Source organism: Pseudonocardia sp., assembly GCF_035305885.1.
GTDB lineage: Bacteria > Actinomycetota > Actinomycetes > Mycobacteriales > Pseudonocardiaceae > Pseudonocardia.
The window spans coordinates 1-18,178 of the sequence record NZ_DATGOP010000106.1 but is presented as its reverse complement, the minus strand read 5'-3'; the positions used below and the strand labels follow the sequence as shown (position 1 = coordinate 18,178).

The 18,178-nt window shown below is 74.0% G+C and carries 17 protein-coding genes; 13 read left to right on the top strand and 4 right to left on the bottom strand.

The annotated features are described in order from the left end of the window. Nucleotides 1-25: 25 nt before the first annotated feature. Nucleotides 26-832 (top strand): IclR family transcriptional regulator, encoded by an 807-nt coding sequence (locus tag VKZ81_RS22205; protein ID WP_324243569.1) that lies wholly within the window; start codon nt 26-28, stop codon nt 830-832. A 5-nt stretch (nt 833-837) separates the two neighbouring features. On the opposite strand, the gene VKZ81_RS22200 is transcribed toward VKZ81_RS22205, so the two are convergent. Next, nucleotides 838-1,497, bottom strand: a complete 660-nt coding sequence (locus tag VKZ81_RS22200) for a GntR family transcriptional regulator (RefSeq protein ID WP_324243568.1) — start codon at nt 1,495-1,497, stop codon at nt 838-840. Nucleotides 1,498-1,592: 95 nt separating this feature from the next. Between VKZ81_RS22200 and glyA the strand changes: the two genes are divergently transcribed. Genes glyA through purU form a run of 9 tightly spaced genes read left to right on the top strand, consistent with a single transcriptional unit; the run spans nt 1,593 to nt 13,222 of the window. Further along, nucleotides 1,593-2,903, top strand: coding sequence for a serine hydroxymethyltransferase (gene glyA, locus VKZ81_RS22195; protein WP_324243567.1), 1,311 nt, complete (start codon nt 1,593-1,595; stop codon nt 2,901-2,903). Continuing rightward, nucleotides 2,900-4,117: a sarcosine oxidase subunit beta family protein gene (locus VKZ81_RS22190; RefSeq protein ID WP_324243566.1), complete on the top strand. Its 1,218-nt coding sequence runs from the start codon at nt 2,900-2,902 to the stop codon at nt 4,115-4,117. The genes glyA and VKZ81_RS22190 overlap by 4 nt, the downstream gene beginning before the upstream one ends. Before the next feature lie 8 nt (nt 4,118-4,125). Next, nucleotides 4,126-4,404 carry a sarcosine oxidase subunit delta gene (locus tag VKZ81_RS22185; protein WP_324243565.1) on the top strand — a complete coding sequence of 93 codons (279 nt, stop codon included), beginning with the start codon at nt 4,126-4,128 and terminating at the stop codon, nt 4,402-4,404. Then, entirely contained in the window at nt 4,401-7,298 is a 2,898-nt protein-coding gene (locus VKZ81_RS22180) for a 2Fe-2S iron-sulfur cluster-binding protein (protein ID WP_414709443.1), read from the top strand. Before VKZ81_RS22185 ends, VKZ81_RS22180 begins: the two co-directional genes overlap by 4 nt. Next, nucleotides 7,288-7,872, top strand: a complete 585-nt coding sequence (locus VKZ81_RS22175) for a sarcosine oxidase subunit gamma (protein WP_324243564.1) — start codon at nt 7,288-7,290, stop codon at nt 7,870-7,872. Before VKZ81_RS22180 ends, VKZ81_RS22175 begins: the two co-directional genes overlap by 11 nt. Next, complete coding sequence (locus VKZ81_RS22170) at nt 7,872-10,331, top strand: GcvT family protein (RefSeq protein ID WP_324243563.1); 2,460 nt, start codon at nt 7,872-7,874, stop codon at nt 10,329-10,331. The genes VKZ81_RS22175 and VKZ81_RS22170 overlap by 1 nt, the downstream gene beginning before the upstream one ends. Before the next feature lie 33 nt (nt 10,332-10,364). After that, nucleotides 10,365-10,982, top strand: a complete 618-nt coding sequence (locus VKZ81_RS22165) for a cyclodeaminase/cyclohydrolase family protein (RefSeq protein ID WP_324243562.1) — start codon at nt 10,365-10,367, stop codon at nt 10,980-10,982. Continuing rightward, complete coding sequence (locus VKZ81_RS22160; RefSeq protein WP_324243561.1) at nt 10,979-12,352, top strand: L-serine ammonia-lyase; 1,374 nt, start codon at nt 10,979-10,981, stop codon at nt 12,350-12,352. The genes VKZ81_RS22165 and VKZ81_RS22160 overlap by 4 nt, the downstream gene beginning before the upstream one ends. 21 nt (nt 12,353-12,373) lie before the next feature. After that, a complete protein-coding gene (gene purU / locus VKZ81_RS22155) occupies nt 12,374-13,222 on the top strand; it encodes a formyltetrahydrofolate deformylase (protein ID WP_324243560.1) in 849 nt (282 codons plus the stop codon). Between the two features lie 13 nt (nt 13,223-13,235). Here the strand turns inward: purU and VKZ81_RS22150 are convergent, their stop codons facing one another. Both VKZ81_RS22150 and VKZ81_RS22145 read right to left on the bottom strand, forming a co-directional pair. Then, nucleotides 13,236-13,622, bottom strand: a complete 387-nt coding sequence (locus VKZ81_RS22150; RefSeq protein ID WP_324243559.1) for a MerR family transcriptional regulator — start codon at nt 13,620-13,622, stop codon at nt 13,236-13,238. Next, nucleotides 13,619-14,626, bottom strand: coding sequence for an aldo/keto reductase (locus VKZ81_RS22145; protein WP_324243558.1), 1,008 nt, complete (start codon nt 14,624-14,626; stop codon nt 13,619-13,621). The genes VKZ81_RS22150 and VKZ81_RS22145 overlap by 4 nt, the downstream gene beginning before the upstream one ends. 61 nt (nt 14,627-14,687) lie before the next feature. On the opposite strand from VKZ81_RS22145, the gene VKZ81_RS22140 reads away from it, so the two are divergent. Together VKZ81_RS22140 and VKZ81_RS22135 are read left to right on the top strand one after the other, a co-directional pair. Beyond that, nucleotides 14,688-15,632 (top strand): RNA polymerase sigma-70 factor, encoded by a 945-nt coding sequence (locus VKZ81_RS22140; RefSeq protein ID WP_324243557.1) that lies wholly within the window; start codon nt 14,688-14,690, stop codon nt 15,630-15,632. 104 nt (nt 15,633-15,736) lie between these two features. Further along, nucleotides 15,737-16,909: an NAD(P)/FAD-dependent oxidoreductase gene (locus VKZ81_RS22135; RefSeq protein WP_324243556.1), complete on the top strand. Its 1,173-nt coding sequence runs from the start codon at nt 15,737-15,739 to the stop codon at nt 16,907-16,909. Between the two features lie 12 nt (nt 16,910-16,921). On the opposite strand, the gene VKZ81_RS22130 is transcribed toward VKZ81_RS22135, so the two are convergent. Next, entirely contained in the window at nt 16,922-17,140 is a 219-nt protein-coding gene (locus VKZ81_RS22130; RefSeq protein WP_324243555.1) for a hypothetical protein, read from the bottom strand. A 382-nt stretch (nt 17,141-17,522) separates the two neighbouring features. On the opposite strand from VKZ81_RS22130, the gene VKZ81_RS22125 reads away from it, so the two are divergent. Further along, the coding region (locus VKZ81_RS22125) for a glycoside hydrolase family 16 protein (RefSeq protein ID WP_324243554.1) at nt 17,523-18,178 on the top strand (656 nt) is incomplete at its 3' end.

Sequence of the window (18,178 nt, the reverse complement as noted above, 5' to 3'; positions counted from 1 at the left end):
GCAGGTCGCCGTAGAGTTCGGCGTGATGTCCGATTCAGTGCGCCAGGGCAGGGAGGCTGCCCCGTCCCAGGTCCAGTCGGTGGACCGAGCCATCGCGATCCTGTACCTGCTCGCCGAACGAGGTCGCGACGGCGCAGGGGTGACCGAGGTGGCCGCTGAGCTCGGCGTGCACAAGTCGACCGCGTTCCGGCTGATCGAGGCCCTGGAGAACGGCGACCTGGTGGAGCAGCTCGAGGAGCGCGGCAAGTACCACCTGGGCCGCGGCATCGTCCGGCTCGCGGGCGCCACCACCGCCCAGCTCGAGCTGACCACCGAGAGCCGCCCGGTCTGCCGCAGGCTCGCCGCCGAGCTCGGTGAGACCGTCAACCTCGCCATCGCCGACACCGGCGAGGTGACCAACATCCTCCAGGAGTACGGCAGCTCCGCGATCAGCGGGCGCAACTGGACCGGTCAGCGCACCCCGCTGCACGCCACCGCCAGCGGCAAGGTCCTGCTCGCGTGGGCCGACGAGGAGACGGTGAAGGAAGCCCTCGCCGCCGAGCTGTTCGAGTACACGCCGCACACCATCACCGACCCCGCCGCGCTCCAGGCCGAGCTGGACGAGGTGCGCGCCCGGGGCTGGGCGTCGACGGCCGAGGAGTTCGAGCTGGGGCTCAACGCGCTCGCCGCGCCCGTCCGCAACGCGGGTGGCGACGTGATCGCGGCGGTCGGCGTGTCCGGCCCGTCGTTCCGCCTGACGGCGGAGTCGTTCCCCGAGGTCGCCGCCCACCTCGTGGAGGGCGGCCGGGAGATCAGCGAACGCCTCGGCTACTTCGGCGCCGCAGAACGCTGACGCCTCTAGAGGATCGCGCGCACCGCCCGCTCGAACCCGACGACGTGCTCCAGCGCCAGCCGCCCCGCCTTCTCGGCGTCGCCGTCGACGATCGCCTCGAGCAGCCCGACGTGCTCGCCCACGTGCCCGGCGATCGCGGGTAGCCGGTCGAGGAACAGGCACCAGATCCGGGTGGCGAGGTTGTCCTGCCGGACCAGGATGTCCTCGAGATACGGGTTGCCCGCGGCGCGGTAGATCTCGCGGTGCACCTGGACGTCGCGGCGCAGGAGCTCGCGCCGGTCGTCGACGCGGGCCTCGAGCTCGGCCACGTCCTTCGCCAGCTCGGCGAGGCGGGTGCGGGTGGCGGCGGAGGCGTTGACCGCCGCGCGGGACGCCGCGAGCGGCTCCAGCTGCGCGCGGATCTCCGAGATGTGGGCGAGGTCGGTGATGTCGACCGCGGTGGCGAACGTGCCGCGCCGGGGGTAGGCGACGACGAGCCGGTCGCCTTCGAGGCGCTTGAGCGCCTCGCGCACCGGGGTGCGCCCGGTGCCGAGCTCCTGGGCGAGCGCCTCGTCGTTGAGCGGGTCGCCCGGGCGGATGTCGAGCATGATCAGGCGATCGCGGATGCCCTCGTAGGCCTGGTCCGCGAGAGAAGCCGGCCCGGGCAGCTGCGCTGCGAGACCCATGTGCACCCCTTGACGACGTTCCTCGGCCGACCTACCGTACACCGCCGACTGATATACCAGTCTGCGCGAGCTTGGTACGACAGATCGGACACCGAATGCTCGACACCCAGGTCCGCACCGTCCTCACCCGCAGCCTCGCCGAGGTCGATCCGGAGATCCACGCCGCGGTCGGCGCCGAGCTGAAGCGCCAGGAGTCCACGCTGGAGATGATCGCCAGCGAGAACTTCGCCCCGCTCGCCGTGATGCAGGCCCAGGGCTCGGTGCTCACGAACAAGTACGCGGAGGGCTACCCCGGCCGGCGCTACTACGGCGGGTGCGAGCACGTCGACGTCGTCGAGCGGCTCGCCGTCGACCGGGTCGAGGAGCTGTTCGGGGCGACGTTCGCGAACGTCCAGCCGCACTCGGGCGCGCAAGCCAACGCGGCCGCGATGGCCGCGCTGTTGAAGCCGGGCGACACGATCCTCGGCCTCGACCTCGCCCACGGCGGCCACCTCACCCACGGGATGCGGCTCAACTTCTCGGGCCTGCTCTACGACGTCGCCGCCTACCACGTCCGCGAGGACGACCACCGGATCGACATGGCCGAGGTCGAGCGGCTCGCGCACGAGCGCCGCCCGAAGGTGATCGTCGCCGGGTGGTCGGCCTACCCGCGGCACCTCGACTTCGCGGAGTTCCGCCGCATCGCCGACGAGGTCGGCGCCTACCTGATGGTGGACATGGCGCACTTCGCCGGGCTCGTCGCGGCCGGGCTGCACCCGTCGCCCCTGCCGCACGCGCACGTCGTCACGACCACCACCCACAAGACCCTCGGCGGCCCGCGGGGCGGCGTGATCCTCTCCGCCGAGGACGACCCGGACCTGCGCAAGAAGCTCAACTCGGCGGTGTTCCCCGGCCAGCAGGGCGGCCCGCTGGAGCACGTGATCGCCGCGAAGGCGGTGGCGTTCAAGCTGGCCGCGACCGAGGCGTTCCGGGAGCGGCAGGAGCGCACCCTGCTCGGCGCGCGCCTGCTCGCCGACCGGCTGCTCGCGCCCGACTCGCGGGAGGCGGGCATCGGCGTGGTGAGCGGCGGCACCGACGTCCACCTGGTCCTCGTCGACCTGCGCCACAGCGAGCTCGACGGCAAGCAGGCCGAGGACCGGCTGCACGCCGCCGGCATCACCGTCAACCGCAACGCGGTGCCGTTCGACCCGCGTCCGCCGATGGTCAGCTCCGGGATCCGGATCGGCACACCCGCGCTCGCCACCCGCGGGTTCGGCGCCGACGAGTTCGCCGAGGTCGCCGACATCATCGCCACCGCGCTGCGCCCGGACACGGACGACGACGCGATCGCCGCGCTGCGCGGGCGCGTGGGTGCGCTCGCCGCCCGCCATCCGCTCTACCCGGCGCTGGGAGGGACCCCGGCATGACCGAACAACTGCCCGAGCACCCGGACTTCCTGTGGCGCAACCCGGAGCCCAAGCGCAGCTACGACGTGGTGATCGTCGGCGCGGGCGGGCACGGCCTCGCGACCGCGCACTACCTCGCCCGCAACCACGGCATCACCGACGTGGCCGTGCTGGAGCGCGGCTGGCTCGCCGGCGGGAACATGGCGCGCAACACCACGATCATCCGCTCCAACTACCTGTGGGACGAGAGCGCCGCGATCTACGAGCACGCCCTCAAGCTGTGGGAGGGCCTCGAGGAGGAGCTCGACTACCCGATCCTGTTCAGCCAGCGCGGCGTGCTCAACCTCGCCCACGGCCTGCAGGACGTGCGCGACAGCGTCCGGCGGGTCGAGGCGAACCGCCTCAACGGGATCGACGCCGAGTGGCTCACGCCCGACGAGGTGAAGAAGGTCTGCCCGATCGTCAACACCTCTCACGACATCCGCTACCCGGTGCTCGGCGCCACCTACCAGCCGCGCGCGGGCATCGCGAAGCACGACTACGTCGCGTGGGGCTTCGCGCGGAAGGCCGACGCCGCGGGCGTCGACCTCATCCAGGACTGCGAGGTCACCGGCTTCACCACCGACGGCGACCGGGTCACCGGGGTGCGCACGTCCCGCGGTGACATCGCCGCGGGCAAGGTCGCGCTCTGCGCGGCGGGCCACACCTCCGTGCTCGCCGACACGCTCGGGCTGCGCCTGCCGCTGCAGAGCCACCCGCTGCAGGCGCTGGTCTCCGAGCTGCTCGAACCCGTGCACCCCACCGTGGTGATGTCCAACGCGGTGCACGTCTACGTCTCCCAGGCCCACAAGGGCGAGCTGGTGATGGGCGCGGGGATCGACGCCTACAACGGCTACGGCCAGCGCGGCGCGTTCCACATCATCGAGCGCCAGATGGCCGCCGCGGTGGAGTTGTTCCCCGTGTTCGCCCGCGCGCACCTGCTGCGCACCTGGGGCGGCATCGTCGACGTCACCCCGGACGCCTCCCCCATCGTCGGCCTCACCCCGTTCCGGAACCTCTACCTCAACTGCGGGTGGGGCACCGGCGGGTTCAAGGCCACCCCGGGGGTGGGCTGGTGCATGGCCCACACGATCGCCCACGACGAACCGCACCCGTTCAACGCGCCGTTCACGCTCGAGCGCTTCGTCACCGGCGCGCTCGTCGACGAGCACGGCGCCGCCGCCGTCGCCCACTAGGAGAGCCCGTGCAACTCATCCGATGCCCCTGGTGCGGGCCGCGCGAGGAGACCGAGTTCCACTACGGCGGCCAGGCCCACGTCGCCTACCCCGCCGACCCGGCCGCGCTCTCCGACACCGAGTGGGCGCACTACCTGTTCTTCCGGGACAACCCGAAGGGCATCTTCGCCGAGCGCTGGTGCCACTCGGCGGGCTGCCGCCGCTGGTTCAACGCGCTGCGCGACACCGCGACCTACCGGTTCCACGCCGTCTACCGCCCCGACGAGCCCCGCCCGGTGATCCCATGAGTGAGCGTGCGAGCGAATCATCGACACAGAGCGAGCGTGCGAGCGAGTCATCGACGCAGGGTGGGTTCCGCGTCCCGGACCGGGGCCGTATCGACCGCGCCACCACCCACCGCTTCACGTTCGACGGCGTGGCCTACACCGGCCACCCCGGGGACACGCTCGCCTCGGCGCTGCTCGCGAACGGCGTGCACGCCACCGGCACGAGCGTCGCGCTGGGGCGCCCCCGCGGCATCGGCGCGGCCTGGGCCGAGGACCCGGGCGGCCTGGTGCAGGTCGAGGAGCCGTTCCCGGAGCCGATGCTGCTCGCCTCCACGATCGAGCTCGTCGACGGGCTCGTCGCCCGGAGCGTCGCCGGCCGCGGCCGGCTCGCCGACGTGCCCGACTCCGCCCGCTACGACGCCAAGCACGCCCACTGCGACCTGCTCGTCGTCGGGGCCGGCCCGGCCGGGCTGGTCGCCGCGCTCACCGCGGCGCGGGCGGGCGCCCGGGTGGTGCTCGTCGACGAGCACGCCGAGCCCGGCGGGTCGCTCCTGGGCGGCACCGACCGCCTCGACGGCGCCCCGGCGCTCGACTGGGTGGCCGCGGCGACCCGGGAGCTCGCGGGGCTGCCGGACGTGCTGCACCTGCAGCGCACCACCGCGTTCGGCCACTACGACGACGGCTTCGTGCTCGCGCTGGAGCGGCGCACCGACCACCTCGGCGCCGCGGCCCCGCGCAACCGCTCCCGCCAGCGGGTGTGGCGCATCCGCGCCCGCCACGTGCTGCTCGCGACCGGTGCCCACGAGCGGCCGATCGTGTTCGCCGACAACGACCGGCCCGGGATCATGCTCGCCGCGTCGGCTCGCACGTTCCTGCACCGCTACGGCGTGCTCGCCGGGCGCGACGCGGTCGTGTTCACCGCCGACGACGCCGCCTACGCCGCCGCGGTCGACCTCGCCGACGCCGGGGCGCGGGTGCACGCCGTGGTCGACGCGCGGGCGCAGGCCCCCGCGCACTGGCGCGCCGAGTGCGAGCGGCGCGGCATCGGGGTCCGCACCGGCCGGTTCGTCACCGGCACCGAGGGCACCGACCGGGTCAGCGCCGCCCTCGTCGCCGACGCCGACGGCGGGGAACGCGAGCGGATCGGCTGCGACCTGCTGCTGGTCTCCGGCGGCTGGAACCCCGCGGTGCACCTGTTCAGCCAGGCCCGCGGCCGGCTGCGCTACGACGACGCGCTGGGCGCGTTCGTGCCCGCAGAGACCCTTCCCGGTACGTCCGTCGCGGGCGCGGCGGCCGGCGTGTTCGACCTGGACGGCTGCGTGCGCGAGGGCGCGAGGGCCGCCCTCGGCGCGCTCGCGGAGCTGGGGATCGAGGCGGGCGGGGTCGGGGCGCTGCCCACCGCGGACCCGGTCCCCGAGCGCACCCCGCCGCTGGTGCTGTGGCGGGTGCCGGGCGACGAGCGCGCCCAGTTCGTCGACATCCAGCGCGACGCCACCGTCGCCGACATCGCCCGCGCGGTCGGCGCGGGGATGCGCAACATCGAGCACGTCAAGCGGTACACGACCATCGGCACCGCGCACGACCAGGGCAAGACCTCCGGCGTCGTGGCCGCCGGGATCACCGCCGAGCTGCTCGGGGTGCCGGTCGCGGCGCTGGGTACCACCACCTTCCGCCCGCCCTACACCCCGGTGGCGTTCGCCGCGCTCGCCGGCCGCAACCGCGGCGCGCTCTACGACCCCGAACGCGTCACCGCCATCCACGACTGGCACGTCGCCCGCGGCGCGGTGTTCGAGGACGTCGGGCAGTGGAAGCGGCCCCGCTACTACCCGCTGCCCGGCGAGGACATGGAGGCCGCCGTCCTGCGCGAGTGCGCCGCGGTGCGCAACGGCGTCGGCATCCTCGACGGGTCCACCCTCGGCAAGATCGACGTGCAGGGCCCGGACGCGGGCGTGTTCCTCGACCGGCTCTACACGAACGTGATGAGCAGCCTGCGGGTCGGGTTCGTGCGCTACGGCGTGATGTGCGGCGCCGACGGCATGGTGCTCGACGACGGCACCGTGATGCGGCTCGCCGAGGACCGGTTCCTCGTCTACACCACCACCGGCGGCGCCGCGAAGGTCCTCGACTGGATGGAGGAGTGGCTGCAGACGGAGTGGCCGGACCTGCGGGTGCACCTCACCTCGGTCACCGACCACTGGGCCACCTTCCCCGTGGTCGGGCCGCGCTCGCGCGACGTGATCGCCGCCGTCTTCTCCGACGTCGACTGCTCCAAGGACGCCTTCGGGTTCATGGCGTGGCGCGACACCCGCCTCGACGGCGTCCCGGTGCGGATCGCCCGCGTCAGCTTCTCGGGCGAGCTCGCCTACGAGGTGAACGTCGACGCCTGGCACGCGCTCGCGGTCTGGGAGCGGCTGATCGCGGCGGGCGAGCCGCACGGCATCACCCCGTACGGCACGGAGACGATGCACGTGCTGCGCGCGGAGAAGGCCTACCCGATCGTCGGGCAGGACACCGACGGCACCGTCACCCCGCAGGACCTGGGGATGTCGTGGGTCGTGTCGAAGAAGAAGCCCGACTTCGTCGGCAAGCGCTCGTTCTCCCGGCTGGAGAACCGCAACCCGCAGCGCAAGCAGCTGGTCGCCCTGCTGCCGCACGACCGCACGGTGCTCCTGCCCGAGGGCTCGCAGGTCGTCGAGGCCGACCGGCTGCCCGAGCCGCCGGTGCCGATGCTCGGGCACGTCACCTCCAGCTACCGCAGCGCGGCGCTGGAGCGCACGTTCGCGCTCGCGCTGGTCAAGGCGGGCCGCGAGCGCATCGGGCAGACGCTGCACGTCCCGGTCGGGGACGCGCTGGTCCCCGTCGAGGTCACCGATCCCGTGCTGGTCGACCCGGAAGGAGCCCGCCGTGACGGTTGAGCTTGCGCGCACCGGCGCGTTGCCCGGCTGGTCGGAGCGGTTCGCCGAGCTGCCCGACGAGGTGCAGATCGTGCCGGAGCCGTTCGTCGCCATGACCGACCTGCGCCTCGACCCCGCCGGGCCCGCCGCGGGCGCCGTGGCCGAGCACCTGGGCGTCGCCCTGCCGACCACGCCGAACACCTGGGTGGCCGGCGAGTTCTCCACGGTGATCTGGCTCGGCCCCGACGAGTGGCTGGTCACCAGCCCGTTCCGCAGCCCGGAGGCGCTCGAGTCCGGCGTGCGGACCGCCCTTTCCGGCGCCGGCGCGGCGGTCGACGTGTCCGCGCAGCGCACCACGCTGCGGCTGCGCGGCGCGCACGTGGCGGACGTGCTCGCCACCGGCTGCTCCATCGACCTGCACCCGCGCGCGTTCCCGGCGGGTTCGGCCGTGCAGACCACCCTCGGGCTGGCCGGGGTCGTGCTGCTCGCCCTGGACGACACGGCGACGCACTACCGGCTGCTGGTCCGGTCCTCGTTCGCGCGTTACCTCGCCACCTGGCTGCTCGACGCGGCCACCGAGTTCAGGGGAGCCTGATGCCCACCTCGCCTCGTGTCGTGATCATCGGAGCCGGGATCGTCGGGACCAACCTCGCCGACGAGCTGACCGCCCGCGGATGGGACCGGGTCACCGTCGTCGACCAGGGCCCGCTGCCGCTCGCGGGCGGCTCCACCTCGCACGCGCCCGGCCTGGTGTTCCAGACCAACCCGTCGCAGACGATGACGCGGTTCGCCCGCTACACGGTCGAGAAGTTCTCCGGGCTCGACCTGGACGGCGCCTGGTGCTTCAACCAGGTCGGCGGGCTCGAGGTCGCGACCACCCCGCAGCGGCTGGCCGACCTGCACCGCAAGCACGGCTGGGCCACCTCGTGGGGCGTCGAGAGCCGGGTCGTCGACCCGGACGAGTGCGTGCGCCTGCACCCGCTGCTCGACCGCGACCGGGTGCTCGGCGGCTTCCACGTGCCCACCGACGGCCTGGCGAAGGCGCCGCGGGTGGTCGCCGCGCTCATGCGCCGCGCCGAGGCGCGGGGGGCCCGGTTCCAGGGCGGGACCCGGGTCACCGGCATCGAGCACTCCGGGGGCCGGGTCACCGGGGTGCGCACGCCGGACGGGGTGCTGCCCGCCGACGTCGTGGTGTGCTGCGCCGGGTTCTGGGGCCGGCGGGTCGGCGCGATGGTGGGCATGGCGGTGCCGCTGCTGCCGCTCGCCCACCAGTACGCCAAGACCGGGCAGGTCGCCGAGCTCGTCGGCCGCAACGACGAGGCGAGCGAGGCGGGCCTGCCGATCCTGCGCCACCAGGACCAGGACCTGTACTTCCGCGAGCACGTCGACCGGCTCGGGATCGGCAGCTACGCCCACCGCCCGATGCCGGTGCAGCTGTCCGACCTCGACGAGGACGGCCCGGTCACGGCGTCGTCGATGCCGTCGATGCAGCCGTTCACCGAGGAGGACTTCGCCCCGTCCTGGCAGCAGAGCCGGCTGCTCCTGCCCGCGCTGAACGCGGCGAAGGTCGAGGAGGGCTTCAACGGGATCTTCTCCTTCACCCCGGACGGCGGACCGCTGATCGGCGAGTCGCCCGACGTCGCCGGGTTCTGGATCGCCGAGGCGGTGTGGGTGACCCACTCGGCGGGTGTGGCGAAGGCGGTCGCGGAGCTGCTCACCACCGGGGTGTCCGAGGTGGATCTGCACGGCTGCGACGTGCACCGGTTCGAGGAGATCCAGTTGACCGACGACTACGTCGCCGAGACCTCCCAGCAGAACTTCGTGGAGATCTACGACGTGGTGCACCCGCTGCAGCCGCGGGAGTCGCCGCGCAACCTGCGGGTCAGCCCGTTCCACGCCCGCCAGCGGGAGCTGGGCGCGGTGTTCCTGGAGGCGGCGGGCTGGGAGCGCCCGCACTGGTACGAGGCCAACGCCCCGCTGGTCGAGCGGCTGCCCGAGGCGTGGGTGCCGCCGGAGCGCGACGAGTGGTCGGCGCTGTTCTGGTCGCCCATCGCCGCCGCGGAGGCCTGGCGCACCCGCGAGGGCGTGGCGCTGTACGACATGACCCCGCTCAAGCGGATCGAGGTCTCCGGCCCCGGCGCGCTGGCCCTGCTGGACCGGCTCACCACCGGCACGATGGACAAGCCGGTCGGTTCGGTCACCTACACCCTCGCCCTCGACGACGCCGGCGGCATCCGCAGCGACCTCACCGTGGCCCGGCTGGCCGAGGACCGGTTCCAGGTGGGTGCGAACGGCAACCTCGACCTCGACCACATCCGCCGCCACGCCGGCCCCGACGTGCAGGTCCGCGACATCACCGGCGCCACGTGCTGCATCGGCGTGTGGGGGCCGCTCGCCCGCGACCTGGTCCAGCCGCTGTCGCGCGAGGACTTCTCGAACGAGGGGCTGAAGTACTTCCGGGCGATGCCCGCGCGGATCGGCGGGGTCCCGGTCACCGCCATGCGGCTGTCCTACGTCGGCGAGCTCGGCTGGGAGGTCTACACCAGCGCCGAGTACGGGCTGCGGCTGTGGGACGTGCTCTGGGAGGCCGGGCAGGAGCTCGGCGTCATCGCGGCGGGCCGGGCGGCCTTCAACAGCCTGCGGCTGGAGAAGGGCTACCGCTCGTGGGGCACCGACATGACCACCGAGCACAACCCGTACGAGGCGGGCCTCGGGTTCGCGGTGCGGCGGGGCAAGGCCGACTTCATCGGTCGCGACGCGATCGCGAACCTCGACCCGGACGCGGTCACCCGCAGGCTCACCTGCCTCACGGTCGACGACCGGCGCAGCGTCGTGCTGGGCAGCGAGCCGGTGTACCTCGACGGGCGCCCGGCGGGCTACGTCACCAGCGCGGCGTTCGGGCACACGATCGGCGCCCCGATCGCCTACGCGTGGCTACCGGCGAGCGCGACGCCCGGCACCGCGGTCGAGATCGAGTACTTCTCCCGGCGCATCCCGGCCACCGTGGCCCAGGAGCCGCTGGTGGACCCGGAGATGGCCCGGATCCGCCGCTGACGCCCCACCCCGACCACGGAAGAGGGCACCAGGGTGCGCAACCAGACGATCGGGCAGTACCTCACCGCGCTCGCCGCCCGGGTCCCCGCGCCCGGCGGCGGCGCGACCGCGGCGCTGCACGCCGCCCAGGCCGCCGCGCTGGTGGCCATGGTCGCGCGCTACAGCGACGGGCCGGAGCACGCCGAGCACGCCGCGGCGATCGGGCGCATCCGCGACGCCGCGGACGAACTGTGCGAGAACGCGCTCACGCTCGCCGAGGACGACGCGGCCGCGTTCACGGCCGTCACCGAGGCCTACCGGCTGCCGCGGACCGACTCGCGCCGCTCCGCCGCCATCGCGTCCGCGCTGCGCGCCGCGGCCCGCCCGCCCGCGTTCGTCATCGGGATCGCGGCGCGCGTGCTCGACCTGGCCGAGGAGCTGCTGCCGATCGGCAACCCGAACGTGATCAGCGACGTGGCCGCGGCGGCCGAGGCGGCGCGGGCCGCGGCGACCACGGCGCGGGTCAACGTCGAGATCAACCTCGCGGGCGTCGGCGACGCGCAGGCCCGCGGCGAGCTGTCCGCCGCGGCCGCGTCGGTCGGCGGGCTGTGCGACCGGGCCGACAAGATCACCGCAGGCGTGCGGGCCGAGCTCACCGCGGAGCGGCCATGACGATCAGCGCGTTCGACCTGTTCAAGGTGGGCATCGGCCCGTCGAGCTCGCACACGGTCGGCCCGATGCGCGCCGCGAGCGCGTTCGCGGGCCGGCTCGAGCGCGACGGGCTGCTCACCCGCACCGCCCGTGTGCGGGTCGAGCTGTTCGGGTCGCTCGGCGCCACCGGGCACGGGCACGGCAGCGTGAAGGCGGTCGTGCTCGGGCTCGAGGGCGAGCAGCCCGACCTCGTCGACCCGGTGGCCGCGGAACCCCGGCTCGCGGCCGTCCGCGACGAGGGCAGGCTGCTGCTCGCCGGCAAGGTGCCGATCCGGTTCCGCGTCGACGACGACGTGGTGCTGCACCGGCGCAAGCGGCTGCCCTTCCACAGCAACGGCATGCTGTTCCGCGCGTTCGGCGCCGACGGCGCCGAGCTGGTGCGCCGGGAGTACTACTCCGTCGGCGGCGGGTTCGTGGTCGACTCCGACCAGGCGGGCAACCCCGTGCTCGTCGAGGACCCGACTCCGGTGCGCTACCCGTTCCGCACCGGCGAGGAGCTGCTGCGGCACACCCGCGAGACCGGGCTGCGGATCAGCGACGTCATGCTCGCCAACGAGCTCGCGTGGCGCAGCGAGGAGGAGGTGCGGGCCGGCCTGCTGCACATCTGGTCGGTCATGCAGGAGTGCGTCGAGCGCGGCACCCGCGCGACCGGCGTGCTGCCCGGCGGGCTGAAGGTGCGCAGGCGCGCCGCCGCGCTGCGGGAGCGGCTGGAGGCGGCGGGCGACGAGCAGGACCCGCTGCGCGCCCTCGACTGGGTCACGCTCTGGGCGCTCGCGGTCAACGAGGAGAACGCCGCGGGCGGGCGGGTGGTCACCGCGCCGACCAACGGCGCCGCCGGCATCATCCCGGCCGTCCTGCACTACTACCGGCGCTTCGTCGGCTCGTACTCCGACGACGGCGTGGTCCGGTTCCTGCTCACCGCCGCCGCGATCGGGCTGCTGTTCAAGGAGAACGCCTCCATCTCCGGCGCCGAGGTCGGCTGCCAGGGCGAGGTGGGCTCGGCCTGCTCCATGGCCGCCGCGGGCCTGGCCGAGGTGCTCGGCGGCACCGCCGAACAGGTCGAGAACGCCGCCGAGATCGGCATCGAGCACAACCTCGGCCTCACCTGCGACCCCGTGGGCGGGCTGGTCCAGATCCCCTGCATCGAGCGCAACGCGGTGGGCGCCATCAAGGCCGTCACCGCGGCCCGGCTCGCCGTGCGCGGCGACGGGCGCCACCAGGTCAGCATCGACAAGGCGATCAAGACCATGCGCGAGACCGGGGCGGACATGAAGGACAAGTACAAGGAGACCGCCCGCGGCGGGCTCGCCCTCAACGTCGTCGAGTGCTGACCACCCGGGACGAGGAGCATCGTGACCAGCACGTTCATCCTGACGCTGAGCTGCCCGGAACGGCCGGGCATCGTGCGCGCGGTCAGCGCGTTCCTGTTCGAGCAGGGCTGCGACATCGTCGAGCACCAGCAGTTCGACGACCGCGTGCGCGGCTCGCTGTTCCTGCGCACGGCGTTCGTCACCGCGCGCGAGACCGACGCGGCCGCCCTGTCCGCCGCGTTCGAGCCCGTGGCCGCCGAGTTCGACATGGACTACCGCCTCACCGACGACGCGCCCCAGCGGGTGCTGGTGATGGTGTCCAAGGCCGGGCACTGCCTCAACGACCTGGTCTTCCGGTGGCGCGCGGGCAGCCTCGGCGCCGAGCTGGTCGCCGTCGTGTCCAACCACGAGGACCTGCGGCCGATGGCCGAGGCGGCCGGGCTGCCCTACCACCACGTCCCGGTCGATCCGACCACCAAGCCGCAGGCCGAGGAGCGCCTGCTCGAGCTCGTCGAGCGCTACCGCGTCGATCTCGTGGTGCTGGCCCGCTACATGCAGGTGCTCTCCGACGAGCTGTGCCGGAAGCTGCACGGCCGGGCGATCAACATCCACCACTCGTTCCTGCCCGGCTTCAAGGGCGCCAAGCCCTACCACCAGGCCTACGACCGCGGCGTGAAGCTGGTCGGCGCCACCGCCCACTACGTGACGCCGGACCTCGACGAGGGGCCGATCATCGAGCAGGAGGTGATCCGGATCGACCACACCTTCGACCCCCGTCGCCTCAGCACGGCGGGCCGCGACGCCGAGGCGCTCGCGCTGTCGCGCGCCGTGCGATGGCACTGCGAGCGCCGCGTCCTGCTGAACGACCGCAGCACGGTCGTCTTCCGTTAGCCTGCGCGATCGGCTACACGGGCTGGGCGACCGTCTGCTGCGCCTCCAGGGCCTTCTGCTCCAACTCGCGGTACGCCGCGATCTTGCCGTCGAGCACCTCCAGCTCCCGGTAGGTGCGCTCGATGCGTTCCAGCACCGCCGCCCGGTGCGCCTCCAGCAGCTCCCGTCTGCGCGCCGGCTCGCGGTCGCCGTCGATCGCCACGAACCGGCGCAGGTCGGCCATCCGCATGCCGGTGTCGCGCAGGCACCGCAGCACCCGCAGCCACCCGAGGTCGCCCTCGGTGAACTCGCGGGCCCCGCCCGGGGTGCGCCGCACCGCGCCGAGCAGGCCGAGGCGGTCGTAGTAGCGGATCGTGTCGACGGCGACCCCGGTGCGCCGTGCGGCCTCGGAGATGTTCACCTCACCGATGGTGCCGCGTCCGGCACCGGGCCCGCGAGGAGCCGGTCGACCTCCGCCAGCTGCGCCGGGTCGAGCGGGCCGTGCTCCAGCGCGCCCACGAGCTCCTGCACCTGCGCCACGGTCCGCACGCCGGGCAGCGCCACCGCCCGCTCCGAGCGGGCCCACACGTAGGCGAGCGCGCCCTGCACCAGGGTGCGCCCACCGGAGGTGAGCACGTCCCGCACGGCGTCGAGCCGGGCGAGCCACTGCGGCATCCGGTCGGCCTTGAAGAAGCTCCACCACGGGGTGTGGCGGCGCACGTCCGAGGCCGGGAGCTGCTGCGGGCTGCGGTACTTGCCGCTGAGCAGCCCCATCGCGAGCGGGGTGCGGGCGAGCACGGCCAGGTCGTGGCGGTCGCAGGCGGCGAGGGCGGGCTCGTCCGCGCCGAACACGTTGAGCTCCTGCTGCACCGACACCCCGTGGCCGCCCGCGGCGACGACCGCGATCGTCGCCGGGTCGGTGGCGCTCGTGCCGTACGCCCGGATCTTGCCGGCGGCGACGAGGTCCTCGAACGCCGCCACCACCTCCTGCGCGCGTTCGGCGTCCGCGTCGCCGGGGTGGATCTGGTAGACGTCGATGTGGTCCACCCCGAGCCGGCGCAGGCTCGCGTCGCAGGCCTTGCGGATGTGCCCCGCGGACAGGTCGGTGCCCGCGCCCGCGCGGGTGGCCTCGTCGAACAGGAGCCCCACCTTCGTCGCGAGCACCACGTCGTCGCGGAACGGGGCGATCGCCTTGCCGACGACCCGCTCGGCGTGCCCGCAGCCGTAGACGTCGGCGGTGTCGACGAACCGGACCCCGCCGTCGTAGGCGGCGCGGAGGGCGGCGATCGACTCGTCGTCGTCCACCGGCCCCCAGCCCGCGGGTTCGCCGTCGAACGCCCACTCGCCGCCCAGCGCCCAGGTCCCGATGCCGAGCGCGGGAACGCGCCACTCCCCCACGCGCCGGGCCGTGATCGATCCATCCATGGCAGCGAGGCTGCACCCTGGAGCGCGCTCCAGGTCAAGCTCGCGTGCTTGACTGTGCGGGATGGAGCTCAGCCCGCGCGAGGTCGCCCTGTTCGAGGGCGCGAGGGGTCGCCTCGAGGCGATCGCCTACCGCCTGCTCGGCTCGGCGAGCGACGCCGAGGACGCCGTGCAGGAGGCGTTCCTGCGCTGGCAGGCGGCCGACCGGGACCGCATCGAGGTGCCCGAGGCGTGGTTGACGAAGGTGCTCACCAACCTGTGCCTCAACCAGCTCACCTCGGCGCGGGCCCGCCGCGAGACCTACGTGGGCCAGTGGCTGCCCGAGCCCGTCCTGGCCGGGGACCCGATGCTCGGCCCGGCCGAGACCGCCGAGCAGCGCGAGTCGGTGTCCCTCGCGGTGCTCGCCGTGCTGGAGCGGCTGTCGCCGCGGGAACGCGCGGTGTACGTGCTGCGCGAGGCGTTCGGCTACCCGCACGCCGAGATCGCCGCGATCCTCGACACCACCGAGGCCGCGAGCCAGCAGATCCACCACCGGGCGCGGCAGCGGGTCGCCTCCGGCCGGGCCCGCGCGCAGGTCGATGCGGCCGCCGCGACCCGGATCGTGGAGCGCTTCCTCGCCGCGGCCCTGAGCGGCGACACCGCGCCGCTGGTGGAGATGCTGACCGCCGACGCGGTGAGCATCTCCGACGGCGGCGGGCGCGCCCCCGCGCGCAAGGACCCGCTCACCGGCGCCATCGCGATCGCGCGGTTCGTGCGCGGCCTGTTCACCTCGACGACGGTCAAGCGGCTGCTCGCCGACGGCGGCCACGCGCTGCACGCCGCGGTCGTCAACGACGAGCCCGCGCTGCTCGCGGTGGCCGGCGGCCGGGTGGTGGCGGTGATGGCGTTCGACGTGACCCCCGACGGCGTCGCCGCCATCCGGTTCCAGGTCAACCCGGACAAGCTCGAGCGCATCTCGCGCCAGTGGGCCGCGTCCGAGCACGGGGAGCCGCTCGCCCGCTACGCGTGACCCGGCACGTGTGACGCACGGCACAGCCAGCTCCGGTCAGGGATCGGGCGGCCACCCGGTTCAGGAGGCGAACCCGCCCAGACCGGAGAAGGAGCGTGCACGAGATGAAGCACCGGATCGTCGTCCTCGGGGCCGGGTACGCCGGAGCGGGCGCCGCCGGGCGCCTCGCCCGCAGGCTGCACCCGGACGACACCGAGATCACCCTGGTCAACGCCGACCCGGACTTCGTCGAGCGGATCCGCCTGCACCAGCTCGCCACGGGGCAGGAGCTGCGCCCCCGGCCGCTGCGCGAGGTGTTCGCGGGCACGGGCGTCACCGTGCGCCGGGCGCGCGTCGCCGCGCTCGACGTCGCCAACCACACGGTCGAGCTGGCCGACGGCGCGGGCGAGATCGGCTACGACACCCTCGTCTACGCCCTCGGCAGCACCGCCGCCGTCCACGGCGTGCCCGGGGTCGCCGAGCACGCCCACCACGTCGCGGGCCGGCAGGCCGCGCTGCGGCTGCGCGAGCGGCTGCAGGCCCTCGCCGCGGGCGGCGCGGTGCTGGTCGTCGGCGGGGGCCTCACCGCCATCGAGGCCGCCACCGAGATCGCGGAGGCCCGCCCGGACCTCGACGTCGCGATCGCCGCCCGCGAGGGCGTCGGCGACTGGCTGGGCGAGAAGGCCCGCCGCCACCTCGCCGCGGTCCTCGCCCGGCTCGACGTCACCGTGCACGCGCACACCGACGTCGCGCGCGTCGACGAGGCCGGCGTGGTCACCGGCGACGGCGGCCGGATCGCGGCGCCGGTGGTCGTGTGGGCGGCGGGGTTCGCCGTGCACCCGATCGCCGCCGCCTCGGCGCTGCGGGTCGCCGACACCGGGCAGATCGTCGTCGACGCCACCATGCGCTCGGTGTCGCACCCCGAGGTGTACGCGGTGGGCGACGCAGCGCTCGCCGAGGGCGCGGGCGGCCGGCCGCTGCGGATGTCGTGCGCGTCGGGGATCCCGACGGCCTGGCTCGCCGCCGACGCCATCGCCGCGCGCCTGACCGGCCGCCGGGTCCCGGAGCGGACGATCGGCTACACGATCCAGTGCATCAGCCTCGGCCGCCGCGACGGCATCGTCCAGTTCGTCACCCCGGACGACGTGGCCAAGCCGTCGGCCGTCACCGGCAGGGCGGCCGCCCGCATCAAGGAGCTCATCTGCGCGGGCGCCGCCTGGAGCACCGCCCACCCGACCGCCATGCTGCCGACCCGTCGCCGCCGGGTGACGGCGGCCGTCGGTGCGCCCGCGCGCTGACGCCGCGAGGGCTCAGTCGTCGTCCAGCTCGTCGCCGCCCGCCAGGACGGGGTGCCCCGCCTCCCACCGCTCGCGCCGCTGCGCCGCGAGGTCGGCGAGGCGGGGCCGCCGGAGCGCGTCCGTGACGCGCAGGATGATCGCGCCCATCGACAAGCACTCGAAGCCGGCGAGCATGAAGCCGATCAATGGCGTGATCTTCGCACCGCTGGCGGTGACGAGAAGCGTGATCATGACGGGATCTCCCTTGCAACCCTCCCGATCGACGGCAGCCAGCGGTCGAACGCCGCTTCACGCAGAAAGCCGAGGTCACCGGCGCTTCGTGCCGTCCTGGTAGCCGATTATTGACCCGACCGGGGCGGTCCGAACCAGAATTCATCACCCGCGGCGACCAACACCGCTCGATCGGGTGAGGCACATTCGGAGCACCGTCACGCATCGGCGGCGGCGGCGCACGCAGCGTCGACGGCGCGTGATCTCCGGCGGCCGCAGGCGCGGGCCGATCACCCGACACGGGGGCACCCGGTACCTCCCCGTTCGTCCGGTTCGTTAGGGTCGGGGTCGCGCGCCGGCACCCCCGTCGCTCCCCCTCCGGCGTGCACGTCGAGGAGGCTGGATGTCCCGGTTCCCCCGGCGCCCGTTGTGCGCGCTGGTCGGCGCCGTCGCCGTCCTGCTCGCCGCGTGCGGCAACGCGGCCGGCACCGACGAGCCGGACCTGTTCGAGGCGCTTCCCGCGCCGTCACCGCCGCCGACCAGCGTGCCGGTGATCGACGACGCGCGCGGCGGCCGCGGACCCACGGCGTCGAAGGACGAGTGGCGGCTGGTCTTCAGCGACGACTTCGAAGGATCGTCGCTCGATCCGAAGGTCTGGAACCGCTACAACTCGATCGGCGGCTTCGGCAACGGGTACCGCCGCCCGTCGGCGATCACCGTCGAGGACGGCAAGCTGCGCGTCACCGCCCGGGGCAACATCTCGGGCGGCATGAACCACGAGTACAGCCAGACCTACGGCCGGTGGGAGTTCCGCGCCCGCACCGACAAGGGCCGGGGCCGGGGCTCGGCGATCCTGCTGTGGCCCGACTCGCTGAACAAGGAGGCCGACGGCGAGCTGGACATGATGGAGGTGCCGGACGAGGACCGCGGCGAGGCGCACTTCGTCATCCACTTCTCGCCCCAGAACAAGCAGGCCGGCAACAAGATCACCGGCGACTTCAGCCAGTGGCACACGTTCGCCATGGACTGGCTGCCGAACCGCATCACCTGGTACGTCGA

Excerpts from the sequence above, each read along its gene's own strand:
- VKZ81_RS22160 (WP_324243561.1), top strand. The coding sequence starts at position 10,979 with ATGACGATCAGCGCGTTCGACCTGTTCAAGGTGGGCATCGGCCCGTCG.
- VKZ81_RS22170 (WP_324243563.1), top strand. The coding sequence starts at position 7,872 with ATGCCCACCTCGCCTCGTGTCGTGATCATCGGAGCCGGGATCGTCGGG.
- glyA (WP_324243567.1), top strand. The coding sequence starts at position 1,593 with ATGCTCGACACCCAGGTCCGCACCGTCCTCACCCGCAGCCTCGCCGAG.
- VKZ81_RS22130 (WP_324243555.1), bottom strand. The coding sequence starts at position 17,140 with ATGATCACGCTTCTCGTCACCGCCAGCGGTGCGAAGATCACGCCATTG.
- VKZ81_RS22200 (WP_324243568.1), bottom strand. The coding sequence starts at position 1,497 with ATGGGTCTCGCAGCGCAGCTGCCCGGGCCGGCTTCTCTCGCGGACCAG.
- VKZ81_RS22140 (WP_324243557.1), top strand. The coding sequence starts at position 14,688 with ATGGAGCTCAGCCCGCGCGAGGTCGCCCTGTTCGAGGGCGCGAGGGGT.
- VKZ81_RS22190 (WP_324243566.1), top strand. The coding sequence starts at position 2,900 with ATGACCGAACAACTGCCCGAGCACCCGGACTTCCTGTGGCGCAACCCG.
- VKZ81_RS22145 (WP_324243558.1), bottom strand. The coding sequence starts at position 14,626 with ATGGATGGATCGATCACGGCCCGGCGCGTGGGGGAGTGGCGCGTTCCC.
- VKZ81_RS22135 (WP_324243556.1), top strand. The coding sequence starts at position 15,737 with ATGAAGCACCGGATCGTCGTCCTCGGGGCCGGGTACGCCGGAGCGGGC.
- VKZ81_RS22180 (WP_414709443.1), top strand. The coding sequence starts at position 4,401 with ATGAGTGAGCGTGCGAGCGAATCATCGACACAGAGCGAGCGTGCGAGC.
- VKZ81_RS22205 (WP_324243569.1), top strand. The coding sequence starts at position 26 with ATGTCCGATTCAGTGCGCCAGGGCAGGGAGGCTGCCCCGTCCCAGGTC.